This is a genomic window from Acinetobacter sp. Li1LvA2 (assembly GCF_056156705.1).
Genome location: NZ_JBSICF010000001.1, coordinates 460,644 through 480,485 on the forward strand (window position 1 = coordinate 460,644; position 19,842 = coordinate 480,485).

Consider the following 19,842-nt stretch of genomic DNA (forward strand, 5'->3'; position numbering starts at 1 on the left):
TAAAGCTACAGAAGAAGATCAACTCTGTCAAATAATATCCTGATTAATATAAGTTTAATTGTAAATAAATTTATATTTACTTTCCCTGGATTACGAAAAATCATGCAAGAAAAAACCACCCTTGTTTTAAGGGTGGTTTAGTTAAAATGCAGTAATAGTTAGAAGCTTATTTCAATTGTGATCGTGGTACCGGAATGCTCAATATCAGTTGAGACATTAAATCCTCTGTTTTTAAGCTCCTCTTCAACCAGAGTAAGATGATCAGGGCTTATAGCATCAACAGGAAAGCAGAAAGTTGCTTTTCTCTTCCCTTCCTTAGATTCAGACTCAGTACCAGTTAAAATTTTTTCCAATATGACGTCTTGGTTTATTTTAAAGTTTTTAGCATTTTGACGAGCTTGTTCAGCATTAAAGTTGTTAAGCATATTTATCTCTCTAATTATTAATTTATCTAAGTTTATAGCATAAAAAGGCTATATGAGTTTTAGTGTTGTGTAGTTAAAACCAATCAAAGATATAACTTTATTGGTTGAATAAACTTTCTACCCATTCAATAAATTTTCTCGCATTTCTATTTTTAAAATCTTCCTTATTTGGAATGTAGTAGCACAGCTCTGATTGAATGGGTTTAGTTTTAAACTCCTGTAAAAGGTTCGCCTTAACGAACCTATGGGTAAGTGTATCAGAACAAAATACTAATCCATTGGCAGATAAAGCCTCATGTATGCCAAAAATTTCCTGATCAAATTTCTTAATTATCACCCTCTTTTGGTCCCATCCATTCACCTCAAGCCATGTCTCTAATGGTGGACTTGGTAATACTTTATTTTTCCATTCTGTGGTGAATAACGTTATTGGCTCACTCCTATCTTTGGACAGAGTAAGGTTAGATACACCAAATACATTAAAAGACTCATATTTAAGGACATCTTTAGAAGGTACTAAAGATACATCACCATATCGAATAGGCAATGTATATAAGTGACTTTCTAAAGCTTCGCCTGTAGAGAATTCAACTGAGATATCGGGGTGCAATTGATAAAATTCATTTATAGAAGGAATTAACAACATTGCAGCGAGTGAAGACGTACTAGCCACTCTCACTACATTTCCATTTACTGTTATTTCATCTAATGCATCTTCAATTTTACGAAACCCTTCAGAAATTGCCCCAGCAAGTCTCTCTCCGGTGGTTGTAAGCGTTATTTTTCTTACTTGTCGATGAAATAAATCAACATTTAATCTGCTTTCTAGATTAGTAATATGATGTGAAATCGCAGTTGGTGTTAGCGAAAGTTCTTCAGCAGCCAATTTAAAACTACCCAATCTAGCGGCTGATTCAAATGCCTTAAGTGCTTGCAAAGAGACTTGCATGCTTTCTCCAAAGTTATATTTATAGGTGACCTAAACTCATCTATAAATGTAATTTTCTCGTTTGTCTACTTATCTTTTAAAACTCAAAATAAATTAAACCTTAACTTTTTGGAATTTATGATGAGTAAAATATTACATATAGATGCTAGTGTAAGAGCTGCGATTAACCCTAATCCAAACCATAATTCGATTTCTAAAAATATTGCCAGCCGATTGGTCAGCTCATGGAAAAAGCAACTGGCTATAGATGAATATATCTATCGTGATGTAGGAATGAATCCCCCACCATTTATTAATCAAGACTGGATTGATGCTGTATTCACACCTGAAAATAAAAGAACTCAAGCTCAATGTGATGTTTTATCTATATCAGATCAGTTAATAGTAGAAGTTTCGAGTTCAGATATTATTCTAATTTCTTCACCTATGTACAATTATGGTATGCCTGCTCAACTTAAAGCATGGTTTGACCAAATTATTAGGATTAATAAAACATTTGATTTTGATCTCGCTCGAGGAGACTTTCCTTTACAACCGCTTCTATCTGGAAAAATTTTAATCATTATCACCTCTAGTGGAGAGTTTGGTTTTGAGAAAGAAGGCATCCGCCATCACATGGATCATCTGGTACCTCACCTTCGCACGCTCAGCAAATATTTAGGAGTAGAGAAAGTTTATGAAATTGCTTCTGAATATCAAGAGTTTGGAGATGCACGACATATAAAATCATTAGAAAATGCTTTTCAAAAAGCAGAGAAACTCGTAGCTGAACTTTCAACTTTATATACAGAAAGTTCGTAAAATATGAATCCTTAATTTTTAAAATTTAATAATCTACTGACATTTTAACTGAGTTGTATGATTAAAAATAAAAAGCCAACCCAATTGGGTTGGCTTTTTTATTTCTGCACCGAAACAAACTTATAGTTATATATTATTTATATTAAAATTGTTTTTCTTGCAACCAAGAATATACAGACCTGTATGTTTAATCAATTGAATTTTTCTCATTGAAGAAGTTAATTTAATTCATTATCAATTTTACAAATTAAAATTACTTCAACCCATCACTTTACTAACTTTTTAATAAAGTTAATTATTTAATATAGCTAACATAAACATTTACTTTATTAACTATTAATATTGAATATCTATTATTTATAAATAAAAACTACTTAATTTAAATTATTCATTACTCTTCATTAAAAAAGCCCATCACGAAGATGAGCTTTTAAATTTTAACTATCACATCATTTTAAATGGATAAACTTTGTTTTTCTTCTTGAAATAACTGAATTAATGGTTGAGTTAATAGCTCGTAACGCCAACCCAAAAGATAATCAGGTAAATCTTGTTCATTCCCTTGAGAAAGAACATGTTGATGAATTGCATTTAGCCATTTCTTTCTAAGCAATACTTCTTTAGGAATAGAAGTTTCACTTATTGCATGGGCAAGTACCATATCCATTTTATGCAATGTTTCTTTAGATGTTACTTTAAAAGGTTTAGCAATTCTTGTTGGCCATTCACTTTCAACTGGTAAATCTTTAAGTAATTCTAAAATAGTTTTTCCATATTCACGAACAACGTTTGGGCGAATATCTTTAACTTGCGAGAGTTGAAAACTATTACGTGGATTCTTTTCAACCATATCAATCATGGTTGAGTTTCGAAGAATAAAACTGCGTGGCTGATTCGTTGCTTTAACAATGTATTCGCGCCATTCACTTAAATTTTGCAGTTGCATCAATTGACGACGCGAATGACGATAATTACCAACATCGGTGTAAAGCAACTCTGTCGGCGTTTCACTAATAATTTCTTTAGTTAAACTACTACAATCTTCAAGAACATAGTCATAAAGCCCTTTCTGCTTAAGCTGTTCTTGAATATGATGCGCTAACTTCATTATATATAGAACATCATTGGCTGCATAACAGAGTTGCTGAGGCGATAAAGGCCGAGCCAACCAATCAGATCTTGTTTGATCTTTTTCAATGTCAATGTCGAGGCAAAGCTTTAAAGCACCTTGGTAACTTACTTGCAGCCCATGGCCTAAGAAAGAAAGGCCTACTTGAGTATCAAACACATTAAGCAGATCTTCTTCATCAGCGTAATGGTAGATTAAATCGATGTCTTCCCCACATGCATGAAAAATATTCTGTTGAGCGAGAAATATTTTTTTCCAAAACTGACTTAGATCTAATGAAACACCATCCAACAGATAGACATCGCCATTTACATTAACTTGGCATACTCCAAGTTTAGGCCAGAGTGTGTCAACCTTAATAAATTCTGTATCAAGTCCATATATCGAACATTGATCCATTTTTTGAAGAACATCAACCAAATCGGTTTGCTGTTGGATAAACTGAAACATGCTTTCTCAAGTAAATGCAAAGAGTGCTTAGAACTCTGGTATATATAACATAGAAGTGGGAAATTACCACTTAAACCTTTATGAATACTCTATTTTTGAACAATTTTTCGAAAATAGATAATTTTTTGATCTTTTATTTATATTTTTAAAGTTAACTCCAAATATTCATTTTTTAAAATCTATAAGATCTTTTTCATTCTTATCGGCTTTCATATTTTATTTAAACTTTTTTAATTAAAGACAAAATAACATTCATCTTTTATAACTAAATTAATAAATCTAATTCAATTTTATATCGCATCAATGAAATAAGCATCGGAATGCTTATTTCATTCTCATACGATTATGAACTGCCTGACTTAAGGTATGGCTATCTACATACTCAAGTTCACCACCTTGCGGCACACCTTGAGCAATACGCGTCATGTGTATAGGTAAGTGCTTAGTCGCCTCTACCAAATAATGAGCGGTTGCCTGTCCCTCTACAGTCGCATTAGTTGCCAAAATCACTTCTTCAATAGTGCCTTGACTTAAGCGCTGAATCAGATAAGGAATACCAATTTCTTCTGGGCCAATACCATCCAAAGGAGAAAGATGTCCCCCTAAAACATGGTATTTACCTCGAAAACTACCACTTTGCTCAATCGCCATTACATCTGCTGGTGATTCAACTACACACAATAGTTGATCTTCTCGCTCAGTTGAGGCACAAATATCACAAATTTCATTTTCAGTTAGAGAATGGCAAACGCTGCACTCATGAATATAACTTGAAGCCTCATGTAAAGCATGAGCTAATGCGAACGCACCTTCTCGATTTTTCATCAAAAGATGTAATGCCATACGTTGAGCCGATTTCGGACCAACGCTAGGCAATATACGTAAAGCTTGAACGAGTTGTTCAAATCTATCACTAAACACAGAACTTCCTTAGAACATGCCCGCTAAGCCAGGTGGCAAGCCCATACCAGAATTCGCTTTTTGCATTTTTTCTTCTGAAATAACTTCTGCTTGACGCACAGCATCATTTACCGCTGCAGCAATCAAATCTTCAATCATATCTGGTTCATCTTGAAGTAATTCAGGGTTAATTTCGATACGTTTTACAAGATAGCGACCATTCATGGTTACTTTAACCAAACCACCACCAGCTTCTGCTTGGACTTCAGTTTGGGCAAGCTCTTCTTTCGCCTTTTTTATATTTGTTTCCATATCTTTTTGCATGCGCTGCGCTTGCTGCATGAGCATATTGATATTCATAACTTTACTCCGTATCTCTATCAAATCTTTAAAGTATTATTGGTTATCTGGTAATACTTTATAAAAACTTAATCTCATTGAACCAACCTATGCGATTAAAATACATACAGATTAGTGCGTTGAACTCAAATTAATCCGTAATTCTGACACAATAGACTAATGTTTTCTATCAGTATCTCTCGCTCTATTTCATATAGCTACATGAGTAACATACTCATATTTAGGTACACTTCCTAAATATTTAGATGACATACGTTAAAGTCTTATAAAAACTCATAGCACTATTGAGATGCCTGTAGACCTTTATCAATTGTTTTATATTCGCTTAAGGGAACTTTCTTAAAGGAGGTATTTGCTTCTTGAATAGATTTATCTGCTTCTTGCACCGACTTCTCTGCATTGTTAATCAATAAGGTTGTTTCATTTACTGGGTGTTGATGCGGTTTGGTCAATAGTTTATATCCAACCACCCCAATTACCCCTACCACAACAACAATAGCAATAGGCTTAAGCATTTTAAAACTCGCATTTCTTTTAATTAAATTTAAAGTCTTTATACCTTGTACTCTTAGCCCTCATTTAAACAAAAATGTAGGTTTTTTATTGCGATTCTGAAATTTTAGTAACATTTAAATATAAAAAACCATCTCGATTAAAGAGATGGTTTCATGAAAAAAATAACCCAAAAGAATTATTTCAATAAGGATAATTAGATCAGATCAAGACCACGTGAGATATCACGAATAATGTCATTAATATCTTCTAAGCCTACAGATACACGGATTAACCCCTCTTGAATACCGGCCGCAGCTTTTGCATCAGCAGAAAGTTTGCCATGTGTAGTCGTTGCAGGATGGGTAATTGTTGACTTCACATCACCTAGGTTACCAGTAATTGAAATAAACTTAGTATTATCAATAACCTTCCAAGCGCCTTCACGTTCGCCTTTAACAACGAAAGAAACAATTCCACCAAAACCAGTTTGCTGTTTAGCGGCAAGTTCATGACCTTCATGAGCTGGTAAGCCAGCGTAGTAAACTTTTTCTACTTTTTCATGAGTAGATAACCATTCTGCAAGAATTTGAGCACTCTCACAGTGTGCCTTCATACGCAAACGTAAAGTCTCTAAACCTTTTAAGAAAACCCATGCATTAAATGGACTCATTGATGGTCCTAGCGTACGGACAACACCAAAAACTTCTTCTAATAACTGATGATTACCAACAACAGCACCACCTAATGCGCGCCCTTGTCCATCTAAATATTTAGTCGCAGAGTAAATGACAAGGTCTGCCCCAAACTTTAATGGTTGCTGTAAAACAGGCGTACAGAAGCTGTTATCAACTGCAAGTAATGCACCATTCGCATGAGCAATATCTGCAAGCGCTTGAATATCTGCGATCTCTGCTAGAGGGTTAGACGGTGACTCAACAAATAAAAGTTTAGTTTCTGGACGTACTGCGTTTTTCCAATCGTCCAAATCACATAAATCGACAAATGTAATATCTACGCCAAACTTAGCAATATATTTTTCAAACAAGGCAACAACTGAACCAAATACTGCTCTTGAGCAAATAACGTGATCACCCGCTTTGAGATAAGCCATAGTAACTGACAAAATCGCGCCCATTCCAGAGCTTGTCGCAACAGCACGTTCAGCACCATCTAAAGCTGCTAAGCGTTTTTCGAACATCGATACAGTCGGATTGGTAAAACGAGAATAGATATTTCCTTGAACTTGACCAGAAAATTTTGCTGCAGCTTCTTCTGCATTTTCATATACAAAAGATGATGTCAAAAAAATCGGTTCGCCATGCTCACCTTCAAAACTACGAGTATGTCCGGTACGAATGGCTAAAGTATCAAGTTGGTATTCTAAATCATCAGACTGGTTCATTAAATGTTCGCCTTTACTGGTCATGTACTAAAAACTATCATCATTTTGAGTGTCTAAGGTATTTAAGGTCAAGGTAAACCTTAAAATTATCGCTTAGACTTTATTCAATCTTTAGTAAATAGTTGGTAAAGCAAGATGAAACGCTTAAAATCCCTTGTCTCAGAACAAAGCCAAATCAAGCACCTTTCTGCCCGACTATTTCATTCAAAAACATTAGTACTATCTCAAAGCACTCCCTTTGAGGTGATTGGCGAATTCAATCAAACGCGTATTCGTTATTACGCAGCAACACAAAAAAAATTTAAAGAACCATTAGTGTTTGTTGCCCCACTCGCAATTAATATGGCGATTTACGATTTATATCCTTATCGTTCACTTATTAAATACTTTCAAAATGCAGGTTTTGATGTCTATTTGGTCGATTGGGGTAATTTAAAGTTTAAAGATAGACACCTTAACTTTTTATCATTTATTGAAGATTTCATTCCTAAAGCAATAGAACACGTTCGCGCACATTCAGGAAGTGAGCAAATTTCGCTCCATGGCTGGAGTATGGCAGGCATATTCGTTACTTTATATGCTGCTCTGAATCAACCCAACTACATTAAAAATTTAATTGTTCTTGGTAGTCCAATAGATAGTTATGCATCTGGCCATATTGGCAAGCTCTATCAAACCATAAATCATTTGATTAGTCGTAATAAGAAAATTAAGGAACGTATTTACTCTGGATTACCAAAACGTCTGATCCACAGTCCCGGAATTTTAAATTCATTAGGTTTCAAAATTCTCGATCCTAAAGGTTGGTTTGATGGACATCTGCAATTGCTAAAGAATCTTGATGACCTACAATTTGTACAAGAGCATGCAACCCTAAGTAACTTTTTAAATAATATGATTGACTATCCGGGTGGTATTAATCAAGACATGTTGTTTAATGTTTGGCTACAAAACCCGTTAAAACGTGGCTTTATTCAGTTAAAAGATAAGAAAATCGAATTAAAAAATATAGATTGTTCCCTCTTAGTTGGCGCGGGTCGTAGTGATCAGCTGGTCAGTGCTGACGCTGCTTCGCCATTAAGTCAATTGACAAGCAGTCAGGATGTCACGTTTACTCTCATCCCCGGTGGTCATTTGGGCCTAATGTCGAGTCAAGCAAGTGCTCTGGAGTTTTGGCCGAAATTGGCTACATGGCTCGCCGAACGTTCAACACAAATTTAAGGATAAGGTCATGAGTCAATCTGTTGCATTTATTGGTTTGGGTGCAATGGGCTACCGTATGGCAGCGCATTTACCAAAACGCTTCGATACTGTCTATGTATGGAATCGAAATTTTGAAAAAGCCAAACAACATGCAGCAGACTATGGCACTCAGGCTGTCTCATTAGAGCAAGCCGTACAAGCAGATATTATCTTTTCATGCTTACCGACAAGTACTGATGTAGAAGCGCTTATTAGTAGTGTAGAAATTAAATCTGGAGCAATCTGGATAGACTGTACCAGCGGGGTTCCTGACTCTGCCCGCATCTTAGCTAGCTCATTAAAGCAATTAAATGTTGATTTTCTAGATGCTCCTGTAAGCGGTCAAACCGTAGGAGCTGAAAATGCAACTTTGACTGTAATGGTGGGTGGCGATGCAGCAGCTTTCGAACGTGCATTACCAGCTCTAGAAGCGGTAGGAAAATTAATTAAACATGTGGGTGAGTCAGGTGCTGGATTTGCAGTGAAAGCAGTTAATAATATGCTACTCGCGGTCAATCTTTGGTCTGTTGCAGAAGGTTTCAGTGCTTTAAAAGCGCATGGGGTAAGCTTGAACGAAGCTTTAGAGTGTATTAACGCTTCAAGTGGTAAAAGTCTGGTGACAGAGACTATCTTTCCACAGCGTGTATTGAGTCGCGAATTTCCAGTAACCTTTGGCTTGCCTCTTCTTGCCAAAGACACAGGAATTGCTTTGGATTTAGTCCAGCAAGCAAAGCTTCCTGCCCCGCTTTTGTCATTAACACAAAGTTTAATCCAAGCTGCTCATTTAACTGCTGAAGACAACAGTGACTTCTCTGCGGCAGTTAAAATGTATGAAGCATGGACAAAGATTACATTAGAGTAAATTTAATCTTTTAGAGGACTGCCTATTAAACTTAATTTTAATAGGCTCAATAATGAATAGTATGAAACCTCAAACATAGCAAACTCATGTCATTCATTACGAAAAATTTTCTTTATAAAAGCATTAAGTATTTGAAAGATTATTATTTTTTACACTAAGCAGGTGTTTTATTAACCTTTTTATAATCGGAGGAGTTAAAATAGTTTACAATCATTTGCGCACTTTTCTCGGATATAACCTTAGCTTGTTTCATTTTTGCTGAATAAGGGTTGGCAAGCATACAGCTGGGAAGCAAAGTATTAGCAAGTGGTGGAAACTTTTCTCTTCCTCCCAAAGTAATCTTTTCAATAAAACTAGCCAACCACATAATATATTCTCCTTTATTTTTATATGTTGGCATTAAACTGATATCGAGTTTAGCTGAACATTCATTTGCTGGCTTATTTAAACATTCTTCAAAATCAATAAAGTTATATTTTAATTTATATGAAGTATCTTTTATCTCTTGTCGGATCATACTAACTAAGCGATTCAAGTGTTCAATAATATCTTCTGAGAAAAGCTTTTCTTCTTCAGATTTTTTATAAATGCTTTCAGCAACGAGTAAAAACTGTGACATTCTCTATTTCCTTTTAATCTTGTCTCCGATGAATCATCAGATCCTTTAAGGAAGTATGATGAATATAACATTGCTATATGTAAGTAGGTTAGACTAAAAAGTAACCACAATAGTAAAAGTGAAAGTTGCATGCGAAACGTATCACACTAATTAAAAATATGGCCAAATATAACTCGTAAGAATGGGGCTAAATTAATATATTTCGAAATAACTTAAATAAAAAAAACCCATCTCAATTTTAGAAATGGGTTACAAAAATAAAAAACTATCAAACGCAGCAATTTAAGGACAATATAATAGAAGTTAAAACATGCAAAATCAATACATCTTTCAATTGAAGTGTAAAATAAGATTACTTTTAACGTGCTTATATTTTACAGCTTAAAAGAAAAAGCCCATTTCCGTCTAAATTAAAATGGGCCCAGTGAATTCCACTTAATCCTAAAAACACAAACTGTGATAATTATCACGTTTTGTGTTTTTGATAATGTCATTGCTCATCCCCTTTTTCATTGACCTAATTTCAAACTTCATTTGTCTATTTAGCAAATGAAAAGGCTATAAGATCTCATCTTTTTCTAAAAGTTTTATATCCGATGACCTCAATCAGCAGCATATTTTTATATCTTCAATAAAAGTTAAAAGTGAATTAAAAAGAATCAAATTCTAAAAAAATATATATAATTTATCTTAAGTTTATGTTTTTATTTGATTTTTATAAATTATTGATATCTAATGTTTTTATTTATTCTATGAACAAATTATCACCCAAAATGACATTTGAGTAATTAATAATCATTGAAATATTGGTAATAAACCTTATATTGAGTACAGGTTCATACCTTTAACTGAGGAAACGCTCATGAATAAATTTATGGTTGCAGTCTTTACTGGCATGGTGAGCATTGCTGGTTTAAGCGTTCAAGCTGCAACGCCTGAGCAAGAATGTCAGAAATTGCAAGACGACTATAATTTGATTTATGCATCAAAAGGCTTTTGTTTCAAAGATCCTGATGCTAAAGAAAAATATGGTAATGAAAACTGTCATACGACAAAACCAAAGTTTTCTGACAAAGAGCAACAACGTCTTGATGCTATTAAAGAGCGTCAGAAAGAATTGAAATGTAAATAATTTTAAAGGAATAATACATGGCATACGATGATCAAAATATCTTCGCAAAAATTTTACGCAATGAACTTCCAGCGATAAAAATCTATGAAGATGATCAAGTTCTAGCTTTTATGGATATTATGCCTCAAGCCGATGGTCATACATTAGTTATTCCAAAAACACCTGCTGTAACGCTACTTGATTTACCCCCAGAAGCAGCTGCATATACCATTCAAATTGTTCAGAAAATTGCGAAAGCAATGGAAAAAGCTCTCAATTTGGAAGGTATCGTCTTGATGCAACTTTCTGGAGCAGCGGCAGGACAAACTGTGCCGCATGTTCATTTTCACCTTATTCCTACAAATGTGCATCAACTTGGAAGACATGCTGTAGAGTTAGGCGATCAAGAAAAAATCAAAGCTTTAGCTGAGAAAATTAAAGCAGCTCTTTGATTTTTAATCTATTAAAGCGGAGTTTTTACTCCGCTTTTTTTCGTCTAAAAACTATAAAAACCTAAAATAATTAATTTATTTCTAAATTTTAATCGTCATAAAACTGTCATTTATTTTTCACGCCCTTGTCACAAAGTTTACCGATACTGCTTAGCAAGTTGGTGAGCTTTTGTAACTTTTTGTACATAAGTCAACTACAAAATAAATAGTTAACTAGGCATACGCCATTTTTAAATACCTTTTGGAGAAATCTCAATGAAGAAATTGCTACTCGCTGCCGCAGTTGCAACTTTGAGCATAAACGCGGTGCAAGCAGCGCCAACTTTGTATGGCAAACTAAATGTTTCTATTAACCAAGTTGATAATAAAAATTTCGATGGTAAAAGTGATGTTACCGAAGTTAACTCAAACTCTTCTCGCATTGGGGTAAAAGGCGAAGAGAAATTAACTGACAAGTTATCTGCTGTTTATTTAGCTGAATGGGCAATTTCTACTGATGGTTCAGGTTCTGATACTGACCTGAGCGCTCGTAACCGTTTCATCGGTTTAAAAACTGAAGGTGTTGGTACTTTAAAAGTAGGTAAATACGACTCTTACTTTAAGACTGCTGCTGGTGGTAACCAAGACATCTTTAATGACGATACACGTTTAGATATTACCAATATCATGTACGGTGAAAACCGCTTAGATAACGTAGTTGGTTTTGAACTAGACCCTAAATTATTAGCTGGTTTAACTTTCAACATTATGGCTCAGACTGGTGAAAGCACCTCTGACAGCAAACAAGGTGAAACTGGTAAAGACAGCAAGAATGACAGCTTTGACTCTGTGTCTACTGCACTTGGCTATGAAAACAAAGACCTTGGCTTAGCAGTAGCTGCCGCTGGTGACTTTGGTATTAAAGGTAAATATGCTGCTTACGGTCTGAAAGATGTTTATACAGATGCTTACCGTGTAACTGGTTCTTATGACATCGCAAAATCAGGTTTTGTTGTAGGTGCTTTATGGCAACATGCTGAACCTACTGATGAATTGACTGCATATGGTCAATCATATAAATCTGATGGTTCAATCGATAAAGCTGGTAAAGCTTACCGTGGTTTAGAGGAACAAGCATATGCAGTAACAGCTGCTTATAAAATTCCTAACACTAAACTTAAAGTGAAAGCAGAATATGCTTCAGCTGAAACACAAGTAAGTGGTCAAGCAGATCGTAAAATCGACTTGTACGGTTTAGGTCTCGATTACCAAATCAACAAACAAGCTCGCTTCTACGGCATCGTTGCTCAACAAAAACGTGACTGGTTGAATGATGACGACAAGCAAACTGTTGTAGGTACTGGTATCGAATATAACTTCTAATTAGTTATCTTTGATTCATATCTAAAATAAAAGGGCTACCGCCCTTTTATTTTATTGTTCAGTTTAAAAAAGCCGATATAAAAATATCGGCTTTTTTAACTTTGTAGCTTACTTTAAAAAACCACTTACAAGATTCATAACGTTTTGAATGTCTTGGTTTGCTTCCTGATGATCGGTACTATCACCCTGAGGTGTTAATGAGTCAATGACTTGAGGTAAGACTGAAGCAATTGCACCGTAAACTTGCTCTTTTGGCGCTTGAGCCTGCTGGGCAACTTGCTCAATATCTGCTGGGTTAAATAGACTTTGTAATTGCTGGGTAGGAACTTCACTATTACTTTGATTTGGATCAACCCAGCTTTGAACTTGATTACCTAAACCCGCACCTTTTAACTTTTCTAAAGCAGCCTGCAAACCACCTTGTTGTTGAACCCAACCTAAGATTAAAGGTACAACTGCAATTAATAAACTTTGTACGCCACCACCTGCTTGAGGTGCGTTATTATTATTTCCAGTCACTTGACCTAATACAGAACCTAGTACTCCTCCAAGACCACCTTGTGTGCCAGAAGAAGTATTGCCCCCCATTTGTCCGAGTACTGAACCTAAAATTCCACCTAAACCACCTTGACCTGATGCTTGCTGGTTCCCACCTAAAGCCTGCTGAGCCAAAATTTCTACAATGTTGCTTAAATTTGTCATGTAAAACTCTTATGTATGGTTTACACATGAGCATACGCGGATTCTTGTTAAGACAGCAAAAGCCAAATTGTTAAATTTTGAAAGAGATTTCGTGGTCTCTTACCAGCGAAATTTATTCCAGTTTTCCGGGTTCGCCCAAAACTTTGAATTAAACCAATCTGGAACATGCTTATAGGTCAAGATGTTAAATTGCCATAAAGCAAAATCACTATCATGTGAAGTTTTATCAATGAGTTGCGTAAAACCTAAAGAGCGTAATAACTTTTCATCACTGCGTTTACTTACCACAACAATTCGTTTTGCTAATAAATCTCTTAGCTTCACTAATAATTGTGATTTTTGTACTTCAGTTATGTTCTGCATTTCATCTGTATCAAACAATACAAAACCCAAATCATAACGCTGAGTAAAAGGCAGACTTAAAAGCTCAGTTACGGTAAAATAGTGCCATTGAATTGCGTTATTCTGGTCAATTTTCTGGCCAATACAAAGTGCAGTATGAATGGGCTGTTCGTTTGATAAATCGTCTAGCATAGAAGTGATGACATTTTGTTCAGCCATAACTGCAACCCTTAATTGAAAGATGTGAGTTTAAACTTTATGGAACTACAAGGCATTTGCCATAAAATGCATGCAGGCCTAAAAGATGCTAGTGTAACTGATCAACAGACAACCAAGGCAAATGTTGAATACAAATTTGTATTAGACCGTTCAGAAATTGATCTTCCTTTTAATTTAGGACAAGAACTAGAAATCGAATGGACAGGTAATATTTATTGCACTTCTTGTGGCACTAAAACACCAAAGTCTTATTCTCAAGGCCACTGCTTTAAATGCTTTAAAACTAAAGCAGAATGTGACCTATGCATTATGAAACCTGAAACATGCCACTATCATTTAGGTACATGTCGTGAAGATGATTTTGCACACAATGTTTGTTTCCAACCGCATATTGTGTATTTGGCAAATTCGAGTGCTTTAAAAGTGGGTATTACTCGCGTTAGTCATATGCCAGGTCGTTGGTTAGATCAAGGGGCAACCCAAGCCCTACCTATTTTAAAGGTTGGATCACGCCGTTTATCTGGTCAACTTGAAACTATGTTTGGTTCTTTAGTTGCTGACAAAACTGATTGGCGCAAACTCCTTAAAGGCGAAGCTGAACCTTTAAATATGGTTGAACAACGTGATCAGTTAATCGAAGAGTTTGCACCTAAAATTCAAACTATTCGTGAGGAATTTAGCCAAAATCTTGAATTTAACGAAACTGTTGAATTATTAGAAGATGAATTGCCACGTGAGTTTGTTTATCCAGTTGAACAATATCCTGAAAAAATTAAGTCTCTAAACCTAGATAAAACACCAAAAATTCGTGGTGTATTACAAGGTATTAAAGGGCAATATTTAATCTTTGATATTGGTGTTATTAATATCCGTAAATATACGGGTTACGAGCTGATCGTACGTGCTTAAATAAGTTTTAAAGCCCCTAAAATGGGGCTTTTTAATTAAGATAATCTGTTTCTAAATAGCCAAGCTGCCAAAGGTAAAGTGACCAGTCCAAGTATGATCATTGGAATAAAGTTGAATTTGACTTGTGCAAAGCCTGCACCTTCCAAATAAACTCGTTGTACCAAGTTAATTCCAAACCTCAATGGATTTGCGTACGTTGCTATTTGTAATGCTTCCGGCATGTTTTCTACTGGTGTAAGTAAACCCGAAAGCAACATTAAAGGCATAATCAATAAAAACGTAAAAAGCATGGCTTGTTGCATATTTAAAGATAATGCTGAAATAGATAAGCCCACACCCACTACAGCCACATTAAAGCTCAATAAACCAAAATAAAGCAGCCCAATAGAGCCATTCATGGGAATTTTAAACCAGAACAAAATAATCAATAAAATAATAGTTGACTGCATCAGCCCTACAAAAATTGGCGGTAAGGCCTTACCAATCATAATTTGTAATGGTGTATACGGGGTCACTAATAACTGATCAAATGTACCTTGCTCACGTTCACGCGCGACTGATAAAGCGGATAAAAGTAATGTTTGCATCATACTTAATGCTGCAATTAATGAAGGCATTAAGCTCCATCGAGACTCTTGATTTGGGTTATACCATGTTCTTGTTTCAAGGCTAATGGGCAAAGCTGAGTTAAATTTTTGCTGATTAAACTGACCAATAATTTTATTTAGATATGAACCTACCACGACGGCGGTTGATGAGTTCCTGCCATCAACAATGACCTGTACAGGAGAGCTCTGGTTATTATTTAATTTGCTCTCGAAGTCAGAAGGAATCGTAATTACAACCAATGCCTGACGGCTATCAATAACCTGTTTGATTTGACCAGTATATTCAAGTGTTGCAACACGCTTAAAAATACCAGAGCTATCTAGTTTTGAGATGAGTTCATGTGAGACCTGCCCATTGCTCTGGTTTAAAATTGCATAATCGACATGGTTAACATCATAAGTAGCAGCATAACCAAACAAAAGTGCTTGCATGAGGGCTGGTACAAATAAAATAACTCTATTTGCAGGGTCACTAAAAATGGTTAAGAATTCTTTTTTAACCAAAAAACTTAAATGTTTTAACCAAGCGATTAGTTGCTGCCACATAACTTTATCTCAACCGTTTTTTCAGTGAAAAGTTCACAGCACATATCAAAACAACGATATATCCCAACAGAAAACCGCATTCTTTAAACCATAACTTCCAATCATCACCTCCCATAAATAAGGTTTTAATTAAAATCATAAAATGTGTAGCCGGTAGTAACTGGCTAATAATTTGTACAACCAAAGGTAAGTTACGGGTATCAAAAACAAATCCAGAAAGCATAAGTGCAGGCATAAAACTTGCCAATAAGGCAATTTGACTCGCCTGAAACTGACTTTGAGCAAAGCCTGATATAGTTAAACCAAGTAATAACGAGACGATTAAATAGAGAAATGAAGCAGATAAAATTGAGAATAATGAACCGCGCATAGGCACTTCAAAAATAAAATATGCAGCAACAATACAGATCACGATATCAACCATGCCGACCACCACATAGGGAATCAGTTTTGCTAATACAATTTCAAATGGCCGTACAGGCGTAACAAATAAAGCTTCTAGAGTTCCCCTTTCCCTTTCACGGGCAATAAGTAAACCAGTTAAAAATGCACCAATTAAAGTTAAAATGAGCACCATTAAGCCAGGGACTAAAAACCAAGTACTGTTACCAGATTCGTTAAACCATATTCTTTGTTCAATATTAACGGCGCTTGACGTTGCTAATATTGGGCTACGGTCAAACTGTATAGACGGTGCGGTAGCTAAAGCACCTGCAACATAACCTTCTAAGGCTGTTGCTATGGTGGTATATGTCCCATTTAATAATAGTTGAACCTTGGCATTACCTTGCTGTGCCTGACTGGCAAAATCTGAAGGAAAATGCAAAATGGCATCAATTTCGCCATCTCGAATGGCCTGCTCTGCTTCAGGCAAATTATGAAACTCTTGACTTGTTAAATATCGTGAGCCATTTAAACCAGCTAAAGCCTGATTGATCTGCGGTGAAGACTGATCAACAACAACGCCGACTCGGGCCTGATTTAAGTCAAAAGAAAGTCCATAACCAAACAGCAGAATTAAAATAACAGGCAAAACCAGACCAATCCCGAGGCTGCTTTTATCACGAATGAGCTGCTTAGTTTCTTTACGAACTAATGCTGTCAGCCGATTCCAAAATCCAAAGCTCATGTAGACCTCCTAACCAGCGTGCCTTAACGCGCGTGCTTGTTCCACAATTGCTATAAAAGCCTCATTCATGTCAGCAATATGTTTATCTTTACTTGCCAATTTACGGACTTGTTGGGGAGACCCTAAGGCCAATAACTTTCCAGCATCTTGTATGGCAATGCGGTCACAATATTCTGCCTCCTCCATAAAATGCGTCGTAATAATGATGGTAATGCCCTGATTTGCCAGTTCACCAATGCTGTACCAAAATGATCGCCGTGCAAACGGGTCAATTCCACTCGTGGGTTCGTCTAAAAATAAAATTTCTGGTCCATGTAATAGTGCAGCAGCCATAGATAGCCGTTGTTTATACCCACCCGGTAAATCACCACTTTTACTATGAGGCTTTAAATCGTATTGCTGTAAGGCTTTATCAATTTGTTGATTTAGTTTTTTGCCAGATAACCCATATGCTCCACCAAAAAACTTCAAGTTTTCTAAGACAGTTAAATTGTTATACAGTGCAAATTTTTGAGAGACGTAACCTACTTTTGCTCTTGCCTCAGCACGAGCTGTCCGTAAATTTTTACCAGCAACTTCCAAATACCCGCTACTTGCTGGTAGCAATCCACACAACATTCGAAAAGTTGTCGTTTTACCCGCGCCATTTGGTCCAAGTAATCCAAATATTTCACCGCGTTGTACAGTAAATGATGTATTGGCAACTGCAGTAAAATCTCCAAAAGTTCGGACTAAATCTTTAACTACAATGATAGGTTGCTCTGTTTTTAAATTATTGTTTTGTTCTAATTGAAAAGCTTGCTCAGAAATAGGTATATGTTTTGGTTGCTTTTGAGCCTGCTGCAACAGCAGCATAAACACATCTTCAAGTTCAGGTGGTCGCGTATTTGCTTTTAGCCCTTCAGGTAAAATATCGGCTGATAGCTCTTTTTGACGACTAATAAAGTTCACTTGTGCACCCTTTGGAACAGCATCAATAATCTCTACATCGTTATCAAGTAACTGAGCTTGCAAGGTCCGAGCCTTAATCTGCTCTGAAGGTTTTATATTCCATGTTTGTCCACTTACTATTTCTTTTAATTGTTCAGGTGAACCTTGTTTTAAAATTTTTCCCTCATGCATAATATAAACTTGGGCACATTTTTCTGCTTCATCCATATAAGCAGTACTTATAATTACACTTAAGTTTTCTTCTTCAACAAGTTGTTCAATAATGATCCACAAATCCCGTCTTGATAAAGGGTCCACTCCAACACTAGGCTCGTCAAGTAAGAGCAATTCTGGGGAACGAACTAAAGTACATGCCAGCCCTAGTTTTTGTTTCATCCCACCAGAAAGTTGGCCTGCTAGGCGTTGAGTGAATTGAGTAAGATCCGTTATTTCCAATAACCGCTTAAACCTTTGCTCCCGTACATCCTTTGAAACGCCGTGTAAGTCGGCATATAAATCTAAATTTTCCTGTACGCTTAAATCTTCATATAGTCCAAAACGTTGTGGCATATAACTAATGCGGTCTTGTATAACTTGCGGATTTTTACTCACATCAACTCCGAGTACATTTAATGAACCCGAAGTGGCTTTATATAGTCCTGCAATTAACCTTAATAAGGTTGTTTTTCCCGAACCATCTGGACCAACTAAAGCGGTAAGCTCTCCTTTGTTAATTTGCATATTCAAATCAACAATTACACTAATATCTGCTGTCTTTTTATTCTCAGCCTTAAAAGTCATGAACAAATTTTTAACTTGAACCACTGCTTTTTCATCAGTCATGAGCTTTCTCACCTGAAGCAAGTGGCACTTTTACAGTCACAGGTTGGCCCATTTTCAATTGATCATTCGGATCATTTACATAGACCCTAATCTCATAAACCAATGTTGTTCTAATCTCTTCGGTCTGTACTGTTTTAGGGGTGAACTCAGCCACTGAAGATATATAGCCAATTTTTCCATTAATAGGCTGATTAGGATCAGAATCACGAATAACTTGGGCCGTGCCCCCCATCTTGATAGAACTTAAATCTTGTTCGTTTACATACACACGAATCCATTTGGGATCGGTTAAAGCCAATGTATAAACGGCCTTTTGCGCAGTTGTCATATCGCCAACTTCTTGTAACCGAGCTCGTACCACTGCATTTACAGGAGACTTTAATTCAGCTTGAGTAAGGTTATAGTTAATTAGATCTAAATTAGCTTTGGTTACTTCATACTGTGCTTTGGTCGCTTCACGATCTTCTTGTCGAGCACCCTTAATTATTAATTCTAAATTAGCTTGTCTTTCACGGACCGCTGCTTCGGCACTATCTTTATTACTTTTAGCATAGTCTAGCTCTTGTTGGCTAATTGCCCGACCATCCGTACTACTTACCAAAATTTGTAAGCGTTGCAAGTTTTTGTTGGTTTTATCAAGCTCAGCTTGGGCAGATGCAAGTTGTGCTTTTGCTTGACTAATTTCTTCTGGGCGAGCTCCCACATCTTGTTTAACAATTGCCTCTTGTTGAGCTTTAAGTTGTGCTTGAGCTTGTTTTGCCTGAATCTCTAGTGCATTGGTATTAAGAGCCGCTAGTACTTGACCAGCTTTAACTTTATCACCCTCCTGAACTAATAGTTTCTCTATACGACCAGACTGTTCAAATGCAAGTGAAACTTGGCGAATATCAACATTTCCATATAAAGTTAATATATTATCTTTTTGATTCTTATTGTTATATTTCCATGCCCAAAACCCGATGATAACCACAGCTATAACAACCAAGACGACGGCAATCAGTTTTTTATTCATCTTATTGGCCTTCTTATTAAATTCAAATTTTCTTAGTTTAAAT

The 19,842-nt window shown here is 36.0% G+C and carries 21 protein-coding genes; 7 read left to right on the forward strand and 14 right to left on the reverse strand.

Annotation, left to right across the window (positions count from 1 at the left end; genetic code table 11):
• Positions 1–158: 158 nt before the first annotated feature.
• Together ACS604_RS02070 and ACS604_RS02075 are read right to left on the reverse strand one after the other, a co-directional pair.
• The gene (locus ACS604_RS02070) at positions 159–425 is read right to left on the reverse strand and encodes a hypothetical protein (protein WP_004792549.1); all 267 of its coding nucleotides are present in this window, start codon (positions 423–425) and stop codon (positions 159–161) included.
• A 97-nt stretch (positions 426–522) separates the two neighbouring features.
• Entirely contained in the window at positions 523–1,374 is an 852-nt protein-coding gene (locus ACS604_RS02075) for a LysR family transcriptional regulator (protein WP_004792551.1), read from the reverse strand.
• Between the two features lie 117 nt (positions 1,375–1,491).
• On the opposite strand from ACS604_RS02075, the gene ACS604_RS02080 reads away from it, so the two are divergent.
• Positions 1,492–2,175 (forward strand): FMN-dependent NADH-azoreductase, encoded by a 684-nt coding sequence (locus ACS604_RS02080; RefSeq protein WP_474769751.1) that lies wholly within the window; start codon positions 1,492–1,494, stop codon positions 2,173–2,175.
• A gap of 454 nt (positions 2,176–2,629) precedes the next feature.
• On the opposite strand, the gene ACS604_RS02085 is transcribed toward ACS604_RS02080, so the two are convergent.
• The 5 genes from ACS604_RS02085 to ACS604_RS02105 form a co-directional block, all read right to left on the reverse strand.
• Positions 2,630–3,754 carry a ribonuclease D gene (locus tag ACS604_RS02085; protein ID WP_474769753.1) on the reverse strand — a complete coding sequence of 375 codons (1,125 nt, stop codon included), beginning with the start codon at positions 3,752–3,754 and terminating at the stop codon, positions 2,630–2,632.
• Between the two features lie 324 nt (positions 3,755–4,078).
• A complete protein-coding gene (gene recR / locus ACS604_RS02090) occupies positions 4,079–4,675 on the reverse strand; it encodes a recombination mediator RecR (protein WP_017390620.1) in 597 nt (198 codons plus the stop codon).
• Positions 4,676–4,684: 9 nt separating this feature from the next.
• Positions 4,685–5,014: a YbaB/EbfC family nucleoid-associated protein gene (locus tag ACS604_RS02095; protein WP_004642711.1), complete on the reverse strand. Its 330-nt coding sequence runs from the start codon at positions 5,012–5,014 to the stop codon at positions 4,685–4,687.
• A gap of 281 nt (positions 5,015–5,295) precedes the next feature.
• The gene (locus ACS604_RS02100; RefSeq protein WP_017390619.1) at positions 5,296–5,529 is read right to left on the reverse strand and encodes a hypothetical protein; all 234 of its coding nucleotides are present in this window, start codon (positions 5,527–5,529) and stop codon (positions 5,296–5,298) included.
• Between the two features lie 194 nt (positions 5,530–5,723).
• The gene (locus ACS604_RS02105; RefSeq protein WP_049836568.1) at positions 5,724–6,911 is read right to left on the reverse strand and encodes an O-succinylhomoserine sulfhydrylase; all 1,188 of its coding nucleotides are present in this window, start codon (positions 6,909–6,911) and stop codon (positions 5,724–5,726) included.
• Positions 6,912–7,046: 135 nt separating this feature from the next.
• On the opposite strand from ACS604_RS02105, the gene ACS604_RS02110 reads away from it, so the two are divergent.
• Both ACS604_RS02110 and ACS604_RS02115 read left to right on the forward strand, forming a co-directional pair.
• Positions 7,047–8,132, forward strand: a complete 1,086-nt coding sequence (locus ACS604_RS02110; protein WP_004792564.1) for an alpha/beta fold hydrolase — start codon at positions 7,047–7,049, stop codon at positions 8,130–8,132.
• 10 nt (positions 8,133–8,142) lie between these two features.
• Positions 8,143–9,015, forward strand: coding sequence for an NAD(P)-dependent oxidoreductase (locus tag ACS604_RS02115; protein WP_004792566.1), 873 nt, complete (start codon positions 8,143–8,145; stop codon positions 9,013–9,015).
• Between the two features lie 154 nt (positions 9,016–9,169).
• On the opposite strand, the gene ACS604_RS02120 is transcribed toward ACS604_RS02115, so the two are convergent.
• On the reverse strand, positions 9,170–9,634 hold the full coding sequence (locus ACS604_RS02120; RefSeq protein ID WP_474769757.1) for a hypothetical protein: 465 nt from the start codon (positions 9,632–9,634) through the stop codon (positions 9,170–9,172).
• 862 nt (positions 9,635–10,496) lie between these two features.
• Between ACS604_RS02120 and ACS604_RS02125 the strand changes: the two genes are divergently transcribed.
• From ACS604_RS02125 to ACS604_RS02135, 3 genes are all read left to right on the forward strand, one after another.
• Entirely contained in the window at positions 10,497–10,766 is a 270-nt protein-coding gene (locus ACS604_RS02125) for a YARHG domain-containing protein (protein WP_004792570.1), read from the forward strand.
• Positions 10,767–10,783: 17 nt separating this feature from the next.
• Entirely contained in the window at positions 10,784–11,197 is a 414-nt protein-coding gene (locus tag ACS604_RS02130) for an HIT family protein (protein ID WP_111853820.1), read from the forward strand.
• Between the two features lie 255 nt (positions 11,198–11,452).
• Entirely contained in the window at positions 11,453–12,559 is a 1,107-nt protein-coding gene (locus ACS604_RS02135) for a porin (protein WP_005304913.1), read from the forward strand.
• A 108-nt stretch (positions 12,560–12,667) separates the two neighbouring features.
• Here ACS604_RS02135 and ACS604_RS02140 read toward each other — a convergent pair whose 3' ends face one another.
• Positions 12,668–13,261 (reverse strand): YidB family protein, encoded by a 594-nt coding sequence (locus tag ACS604_RS02140; protein WP_151962738.1) that lies wholly within the window; start codon positions 13,259–13,261, stop codon positions 12,668–12,670.
• 99 nt (positions 13,262–13,360) lie between these two features.
• Complete coding sequence (locus tag ACS604_RS02145) at positions 13,361–13,822, reverse strand: DUF6231 family protein (protein ID WP_474769760.1); 462 nt, start codon at positions 13,820–13,822, stop codon at positions 13,361–13,363.
• A 39-nt stretch (positions 13,823–13,861) separates the two neighbouring features.
• Between ACS604_RS02145 and ACS604_RS02150 the strand changes: the two genes are divergently transcribed.
• On the forward strand, positions 13,862–14,731 hold the full coding sequence (locus ACS604_RS02150) for a DUF2797 domain-containing protein (protein WP_004792580.1): 870 nt from the start codon (positions 13,862–13,864) through the stop codon (positions 14,729–14,731).
• Positions 14,732–14,766: 35 nt separating this feature from the next.
• Here ACS604_RS02150 and ACS604_RS02155 read toward each other — a convergent pair whose 3' ends face one another.
• From ACS604_RS02155 to ACS604_RS02170, 4 genes are read right to left on the reverse strand one after another with little or no spacing between them, the layout of a single operon-like run.
• A complete protein-coding gene (locus ACS604_RS02155; RefSeq protein WP_474769762.1) occupies positions 14,767–15,885 on the reverse strand; it encodes an ABC transporter permease in 1,119 nt (372 codons plus the stop codon).
• A 4-nt stretch (positions 15,886–15,889) separates the two neighbouring features.
• Positions 15,890–17,014: an ABC transporter permease gene (locus ACS604_RS02160; RefSeq protein ID WP_474769764.1), complete on the reverse strand. Its 1,125-nt coding sequence runs from the start codon at positions 17,012–17,014 to the stop codon at positions 15,890–15,892.
• A 9-nt stretch (positions 17,015–17,023) separates the two neighbouring features.
• The gene (locus tag ACS604_RS02165) at positions 17,024–18,787 is read right to left on the reverse strand and encodes an ATP-binding cassette domain-containing protein (RefSeq protein ID WP_474769766.1); all 1,764 of its coding nucleotides are present in this window, start codon (positions 18,785–18,787) and stop codon (positions 17,024–17,026) included.
• Positions 18,780–19,799, reverse strand: a complete 1,020-nt coding sequence (locus ACS604_RS02170; protein WP_474769768.1) for an HlyD family secretion protein — start codon at positions 19,797–19,799, stop codon at positions 18,780–18,782. Before ACS604_RS02170 ends, ACS604_RS02165 begins: the two co-directional genes overlap by 8 nt.
• Between the last annotated feature and the right edge of the window lie 43 nt (positions 19,800–19,842).

What these genes read in the sequence shown, in the direction of transcription:
- ACS604_RS02155 (WP_474769762.1), bottom strand. Translation starts at nt 15,885, where the DNA reads ATGTGGCAGCAACTAATCGCTTGGTTAAAACATTTAAGTTTTTTGGTT.
- ACS604_RS02115 (WP_004792566.1), top strand. Translation starts at nt 8,143, where the DNA reads ATGAGTCAATCTGTTGCATTTATTGGTTTGGGTGCAATGGGCTACCGT.
- ACS604_RS02080 (WP_474769751.1), top strand. Translation starts at nt 1,492, where the DNA reads ATGATGAGTAAAATATTACATATAGATGCTAGTGTAAGAGCTGCGATT.
- ACS604_RS02130 (WP_111853820.1), top strand. Translation starts at nt 10,784, where the DNA reads ATGGCATACGATGATCAAAATATCTTCGCAAAAATTTTACGCAATGAA.
- ACS604_RS02095 (WP_004642711.1), bottom strand. Translation starts at nt 5,014, where the DNA reads ATGAATATCAATATGCTCATGCAGCAAGCGCAGCGCATGCAAAAAGAT.
- ACS604_RS02150 (WP_004792580.1), top strand. Translation starts at nt 13,862, where the DNA reads ATGGAACTACAAGGCATTTGCCATAAAATGCATGCAGGCCTAAAAGAT.
- ACS604_RS02145 (WP_474769760.1), bottom strand. Translation starts at nt 13,822, where the DNA reads ATGGCTGAACAAAATGTCATCACTTCTATGCTAGACGATTTATCAAAC.
- ACS604_RS02160 (WP_474769764.1), bottom strand. Translation starts at nt 17,014, where the DNA reads ATGAGCTTTGGATTTTGGAATCGGCTGACAGCATTAGTTCGTAAAGAA.
- ACS604_RS02165 (WP_474769766.1), bottom strand. Translation starts at nt 18,787, where the DNA reads ATGACTGATGAAAAAGCAGTGGTTCAAGTTAAAAATTTGTTCATGACT.
- ACS604_RS02100 (WP_017390619.1), bottom strand. Translation starts at nt 5,529, where the DNA reads ATGCTTAAGCCTATTGCTATTGTTGTTGTGGTAGGGGTAATTGGGGTG.
- ACS604_RS02070 (WP_004792549.1), bottom strand. Translation starts at nt 425, where the DNA reads ATGCTTAACAACTTTAATGCTGAACAAGCTCGTCAAAATGCTAAAAAC.
- ACS604_RS02075 (WP_004792551.1), bottom strand. Translation starts at nt 1,374, where the DNA reads ATGCAAGTCTCTTTGCAAGCACTTAAGGCATTTGAATCAGCCGCTAGA.
- ACS604_RS02105 (WP_049836568.1), bottom strand. Translation starts at nt 6,911, where the DNA reads ATGAACCAGTCTGATGATTTAGAATACCAACTTGATACTTTAGCCATT.
- ACS604_RS02125 (WP_004792570.1), top strand. Translation starts at nt 10,497, where the DNA reads ATGAATAAATTTATGGTTGCAGTCTTTACTGGCATGGTGAGCATTGCT.
- ACS604_RS02110 (WP_004792564.1), top strand. Translation starts at nt 7,047, where the DNA reads ATGAAACGCTTAAAATCCCTTGTCTCAGAACAAAGCCAAATCAAGCAC.
- ACS604_RS02170 (WP_474769768.1), bottom strand. Translation starts at nt 19,799, where the DNA reads ATGAATAAAAAACTGATTGCCGTCGTCTTGGTTGTTATAGCTGTGGTT.
- ACS604_RS02085 (WP_474769753.1), bottom strand. Translation starts at nt 3,754, where the DNA reads ATGTTTCAGTTTATCCAACAGCAAACCGATTTGGTTGATGTTCTTCAA.
- ACS604_RS02140 (WP_151962738.1), bottom strand. Translation starts at nt 13,261, where the DNA reads ATGACAAATTTAAGCAACATTGTAGAAATTTTGGCTCAGCAGGCTTTA.
- ACS604_RS02120 (WP_474769757.1), bottom strand. Translation starts at nt 9,634, where the DNA reads ATGTCACAGTTTTTACTCGTTGCTGAAAGCATTTATAAAAAATCTGAA.
- ACS604_RS02135 (WP_005304913.1), top strand. Translation starts at nt 11,453, where the DNA reads ATGAAGAAATTGCTACTCGCTGCCGCAGTTGCAACTTTGAGCATAAAC.